5 protein-coding genes are annotated in these 5454 nt (G+C 74.6%); all 5 read right to left on the reverse strand.

Features of this window, described 5'->3' with window-relative positions; translation table 11 throughout:
• The coding region (locus ACFXA3_RS34215; RefSeq protein ID WP_385193388.1) for a DegT/DnrJ/EryC1/StrS family aminotransferase at positions 1 to 994 on the reverse strand (994 nt) is incomplete at its 3' end.
• Positions 991 to 1764, reverse strand: coding sequence for a NeuD/PglB/VioB family sugar acetyltransferase (locus tag ACFXA3_RS34220; protein WP_385193391.1), 774 nt, complete (start codon positions 1762 to 1764; stop codon positions 991 to 993). The genes ACFXA3_RS34215 and ACFXA3_RS34220, both read right to left, overlap by 4 nt.
• On the reverse strand, positions 1761 to 2933 hold the full coding sequence (locus tag ACFXA3_RS34225; RefSeq protein WP_385193394.1) for a DegT/DnrJ/EryC1/StrS family aminotransferase: 1173 nt from the start codon (positions 2931 to 2933) through the stop codon (positions 1761 to 1763). Before ACFXA3_RS34225 ends, ACFXA3_RS34220 begins: the two co-directional genes overlap by 4 nt.
• The gene (locus tag ACFXA3_RS34230; protein WP_385193397.1) at positions 2930 to 3916 is read right to left on the reverse strand and encodes an NAD-dependent epimerase/dehydratase family protein; all 987 of its coding nucleotides are present in this window, start codon (positions 3914 to 3916) and stop codon (positions 2930 to 2932) included. Before ACFXA3_RS34230 ends, ACFXA3_RS34225 begins: the two co-directional genes overlap by 4 nt.
• A gap of 124 nt (positions 3917 to 4040) precedes the next feature.
• Positions 4041 to 5165 carry a Gfo/Idh/MocA family protein gene (locus ACFXA3_RS34235; protein WP_385193400.1) on the reverse strand — a complete coding sequence of 375 codons (1125 nt, stop codon included), beginning with the start codon at positions 5163 to 5165 and terminating at the stop codon, positions 4041 to 4043.
• Positions 5166 to 5454 lie beyond the last annotated feature (289 nt).

Here is a 5454-nt window from a genome sequence, read left to right on the forward strand (position 1 = left end):
ACTCTCTCTCGGTCGCGCCGCGGGGGCGCGGGGGGGCCCGCCGGGGTCCCGGCCCGGCCCCCCACCCCCACCCCCCGGGGGGGGCCTTACCCCCCCCGCGGCGGGGGGCGGCGCCGCCGACCCGGACGACGTACAGGTGCCATACGTGGACGTTGTCCTGCGCCGTGACCGGCAGGGTCAGGCGTCCGGCTGCCGCCAGGTCGCCCAGCAGTTCGTCGTAGCGGGCGGCCGCGCTGCGGCGGGCGGCGTTGCCGTCGGCGAGGCGGGCGAGTTTGGCCCGCAGCACGACGGCCTGGAGGCCGTCGAGCCGGCTGTTGAACCCGGCGACGTCGTGCCGGTACTTGGCGGTGCCGCCGTGGTTGGCCAGGGCCCGCACGAGCTCGGCCGTCTCCGCGTCGTCGGTCACGACCGCGCCCGCGTCGCCGTACGCACCCAGGTTCTTGCCCGGGTAGAAGCTGGTGGCGGCGATCCCGCCGCTGCCGGGAGTGCGGCCGGCGCGGGTGGCGCCCTGGCTCTGTGCGCCGTCCTCGACGACCTTGACGTGTCCGGGCAGCTGCGCGGCCAGCTCGGCCGCCGCGGCGCACTGTCCGTACAGGTGGACCGGGACCACGGCGCGCGTGGCCTTGCCGACCGCGTCCAGTGCGGCCTGCGGGTCCATCAGCAGGGTGTCGGGGAGGCAGTCGGCCAGGACCGGCCGGGCGCCGATCCGGGCGACGGCCCCGGCGGTGGCGATGAACGTGTTGGCGGGCAGTACCACCTCGTCGCCGACGCCCACTCCGCTCGCCCGCAGGGCCAGTTCGAGCGCGTCGGTGCCGTTGGCCACGCCGATGCAGTGGCCGACGCCGGCGAAGTCGGCGTACTCGCGCTCGAAGGCGCGGACCTCCTCACCGCCGATGAAGGCGGTGCCGGCCAGCACCCGGTCGAATCCTGCGCGTATCTCCTGCTCGACCTCGGCGTGCGCGGCCTTCAGGTCCACGAGCGGTATCTGGTTCATCCGGCTGTGCTCCCCATCCGTGTCCGCGGCCCGCGGCCGCTGTGCTCGCCATCGGCCCGCAGCTCGTCGAGCGCCGGGCCCCCCGCCTCGCGCAGCCGGCGGGCCGGGCTTCCGGCCCACACCTCGCCGGGCGGCACGTCGGCCAGGACCGTGCTTCCCATACCGGTCAGCGACCAGGCGCCGACCGTCGTGTACTCCCGTACGAGGGCGCCCGCGCCCACGTACGCCCCCCGCCCCACCCGCACCCCGCCGCCGAGGCGGACCCCGGAGGCGAGCGTGGCGAAGTCCCCGACCGTGTCGTCGTGGGTGAGGACCGCGTGCGGCATCACCGCGACGTGGGCCCCCACCCGTACGGCCGCGGTCAGGACGCAGTGCGCGAGCAGGACGGAGCCCGCGCCGAGCACCGAGGACGCGGAGACCGCGGCCGTCGGGTGGACCACGGTCGCGTACCGGTGCTCGGGCAGGGCCAGGCGCCGGACCAGGCGGGCCCGTACCGCGTGGTCGCGCGGGCTGCCCACGCAGACCACGACCCTGGCGCCCGGCCGCCGGTGCACCAGGTCGCTGCCGCCGAGCACCGGCACCCCGTCGACGTCCCGGCCGTGCAGGGCCGGGTCGTCGTCGAGGTGGCCGGCGAGCCGCCACCGCGGGGCTCGGCCGCGCGCCCGGTCGGCGGCGGCCGCGTCCCGTACGGCCTGGGCGGTCTCGCGGGCGAAGCCGCCCGCGCCGACGATCAGGAGCTCCTCGGGCGGCGGGCCGTCCGGGGCGGTCATCCGCCCGCCCGTCCGCGCAGCACCGCGACCACCCGGTCCTGCTGGTCGTGCGTCATCGTGTGGAACAGCGGCAGGATCAGCGAGTCGCGGCTGATCCGCTCGGTCACGGGCAGCGGCGCCGCTCCGTGCCCGGCGTAGGCCGGTTCCAGGTGCGAGGCCATGATCCCGCGCCGGGCCGAGACGCCGGCCTCGGCCAGCACCGCGAGGAGCTCGTCGCGGCCGAGGGGGTGGTCCCCGGTCAGCAGCACCCAGTACGACTGGAAGTTGCCCTCGCCGTGACCGGGGTCGCGGACCGGGCGCAGGCCAGGGACGTCGGCGAGCAACTGGGCGTACCGGGCGGCCAGTTCGCGGCGGCGGGCCACGATCTCGTCCAGTTTGCCGAGCTGCACCAGGCCGACCGCGGCCTGGATGTCGGTCATCCGGTAGTTGTAGCCGACCTCCAGATAGGCCTCCGCGATCGGCTTGCTGCTGGCGTGCCGCTGCGCCGCGGACACGTTCATGCCGTGCTCGCGCAGCCGGCGCAGGCGCCCGGCCCACTCGGCGTCGTCTGTGGTCACCATGCCGCCCTCACCGGTGGTGATCACCTTGCGGGGGTGGAAGGACCAGGCGGCGAGCAGGGCTCCGTGGCCGACGGACTTTCCGCCCACGGTCGCGCCGATCCCGCAGGCCGCGTCCTCCACGAGCGGGATCCCCCAGTCGGCGCAGGCCGCTCGCAGGGCGTGCACGTCCGCCGGCACGCCGCCCTGGTGGACGGCGAGGACGGCTTTGGTGCGCGGGGTGCGCACGGCGTCCACGGTGGCGGGGGTGAGGTTCCCGGTGCTCTCCTCGACGTCCGCGAACACCGGGTGCGCGCCGACGTACCGCACCGCGTTGGCGGTGGCGATGAAGGACAGCGAGGGTACGACCACTTCGTCGCCGGGCCCGAGGTCCAGCGCGATCAGCGCCAGGTGCAGGGCGGTGGTGCACGAGCTCACGGCGATGCCGTGCGCGGCGCCCACGCGTTCCGCGAAGGCCCGCTCGAACGCGGCGACGCGGGGCCCCTGGGCGACCCAGCCGGAGAGCACCGCGTGGGCGGCCGCCCGGGCCTCCTCCTCGCCGAGCCAGGGGACCATGACGGGGATGCGGGCGGGCGCGGGCGCCGGGTCCGCGGCCGGGTGCGGCGTGCTCATCGGCCGGCCTCCGCGTCCGCCGCGCGCTCGGCCCGCCACCAGTCGACCAGGTCCCGCAGGCCGCGCCGCATGTCGATCTCGGTGGTGAAGCCGAGGCGCTCGGAGGCCTGCGAGGTGTCGGCGAGGCGCCGGGTGACGCCGTTCACGGCGCGGGCCGGTCCGTGCTCCGGCACCATGCCTTCGGCGTCCATGGCCTCCAGCAGTCCGACGGCCAGGTCGCGCAGGCTGGTCTCGGTCCCGCTGGCGACGTTGAACACCTCGTCGGTCAGGTCGGATTCGGCGGCGAGCAGGTTGGCCCGGGCGATGTCCCGGACGTCGGCGAAGTCCATGGTCTGGTTGCCGTCGCCGAGGATCAGGGGCGGTTCGCCCGCGGTGATCCGTTCCATCCAGCGGATGAGCACTTCGGTGTACAGCCCGTGGATGTCCATGCGGGGCCCGTACACGTTGAAGTAGCGCAGGGCGATGTAGTCCAGCCCGTACATGGCGTGGAAGCTGCGCAGCACGCCTTCGTTGAAGGCCTTCGCCGCCCCGTAGAAGGTGTCGTTGTTGTACGGGTGGTGGCGCTCGGTGGTGGGGAAGGTCTCGGCGAGTCCGTAGACGGAGGCCGAGGACGAGGCGACGACCTTGCCGACTCCGGCGGCGACCGCCGCCTCCAGCACGTTGAACGTGCCGTCGACCAGCACCTCGTTCGCCAGCCGGGGCTCCTCCGCGCACTGGGTGATCCGGATGGCGGCCAGGTGGAACACCAGGTCGGCGCCCTCGGTCGCCTTGCGGACGGCGGCGGTGTCGCGGATGTCGCCGTCGACGACGTCGACCACGCCGCTCTGCAGGGCGCGGGCGAGGTTCGCGGCGCGCCCCCGCACGAAGTTGTCGAGCACCACGATCTCGCGGGCCCCGTTGTCCACCAGCAGGTCGACCACGTGCGAGCCGATGGTGCCCGCCCCTCCGGTGACCAGAATCCTCTTGCCTCGTACGCTGCTCAACGCCCTGCCCCTACTGAGTCGGTCGTGGTGGGTCCTGCTGCGCCCGGCGCGGTGTGCGCGGCTGCGGGCGGGGTGGTGCCGGGATCGGCCGTGCGGGCGGTTGCGCCCGCGGCTGCGCGAACGGTCAACGGCCGGTGCGCAGTCCGACGACCGCGCCGCGGAACTCCAGGCTGCGGGAGGCCGCTTCGAGGATGTCGAGGACCTGGAGTCCCGACCGGCCGTCGGTCAGCGCCGGCCGGCGCGTCCTGACGGCGGCGGCGAACTCCTCGACCATGCTGCGCAGGGCCTCCTTCTCGCCGAGCGCGGGCGCGACCATGTCGCCGCTGCGGTAGGAGACGAGCATGTCGCGGCGCTCGTCCGCGCCGATCTCCTGCGGAGCGGTCATGTCCACCCCGCGGTCGAACACCGCGATGCGCTGGGTGGGGTTGAGGTCGTCCCACACGAGGGTGCGCTTGGAGCCGCCGACCATCGTGGTGCGGACCTTCACCGGGGACAGCCAGTTGACGTGCACGTGTGCGATGGCGCCGGTGTTGAGGGTGAGCGTCAGGTAGGCGACGCAGGACTGGCCGGCGCCGATCGGGTCGGCCCCGTGCGCGGCGACGGCGACCGGCCGGACGTTCTCCGGGAGGATGAAGTCGAGGACCGAGAGGTCGTGGGGGGCCAGGTCCCACAGGACGTCGACGTCCTTCTGGACGAGCCCCAGGTTGATCCTGACGGAGTCGAAGAACTGGATCTCGCCGAGGTCGCCCGCGCGGACCATCTCGCGGATGCGGCCGACGGCCGGCGTGTAGCAGTAGGTGTGGTCGCACATGAGGGTGAGGCCGCGCGACTCCGCCTCGGTCACCAGGCGCAGGCCGTCCTCGTACGTCGCGGCGAGGGGCTTCTCCACGAGGACGTGCTTGCCGGCGCGCAGGGCGGCCAGCGCCACGTCGAGGTGGGTGCCGGCCGGGGTGGCCACGGCGACGGCCTCGACGGCCGGGTCGGCCAGGACCGCCGCGTAGTCGGAGGTCGCCTGCACGGTGGAGTACCCGCCGAGCACCTTCCGGGCCCGGTCGATGTTCAGATCACAGAGCCAGCGGAGCCGGAACTCCGGGCTCGACTGGAAGTTGCGGACGAGATTGGGACCCCAGTAGCCCGCGCCGACGACGGCGACGCCTAACGGCTCCATCCGCCCCGGGCTCGCGGCCCCTGCGGTGCGCCCCGTGAATTTCACGGTGTCCTTCGCGGTGTCCTTGCCGGTGTCGTTCACGGCGTTCCCCTTCCTTCCACGCACGCCCTCGGGCGTGTCGACAACCCATGGCGGGGACGCGTGCGAAGGAAGGGGGTGCCGCCGACGGCCGGCCGGATCGCCTGCGCGATCCGTGCATGCCTGCCCAACGGTGATGGCCCCCCACAACCGATGCCTACGTGTTTCGACGTACTTTCCGCCCCCCGGCCGCGGGGGGCGCCCCGCGCCCGCCCGGCCCCCGGGCGGGCGCGCGGTGCCCCCCCCCCACCGCCCCCGCCCGCACCCCAAAAGCCCGGGGGGGCGGTGTGTG

The sequence above is a fragment of the Streptomyces sp. NPDC059456 genome, from assembly GCF_042750055.1.
In the GTDB taxonomy this organism is placed as follows: domain Bacteria; phylum Actinomycetota; class Actinomycetes; order Streptomycetales; family Streptomycetaceae; genus Streptomyces.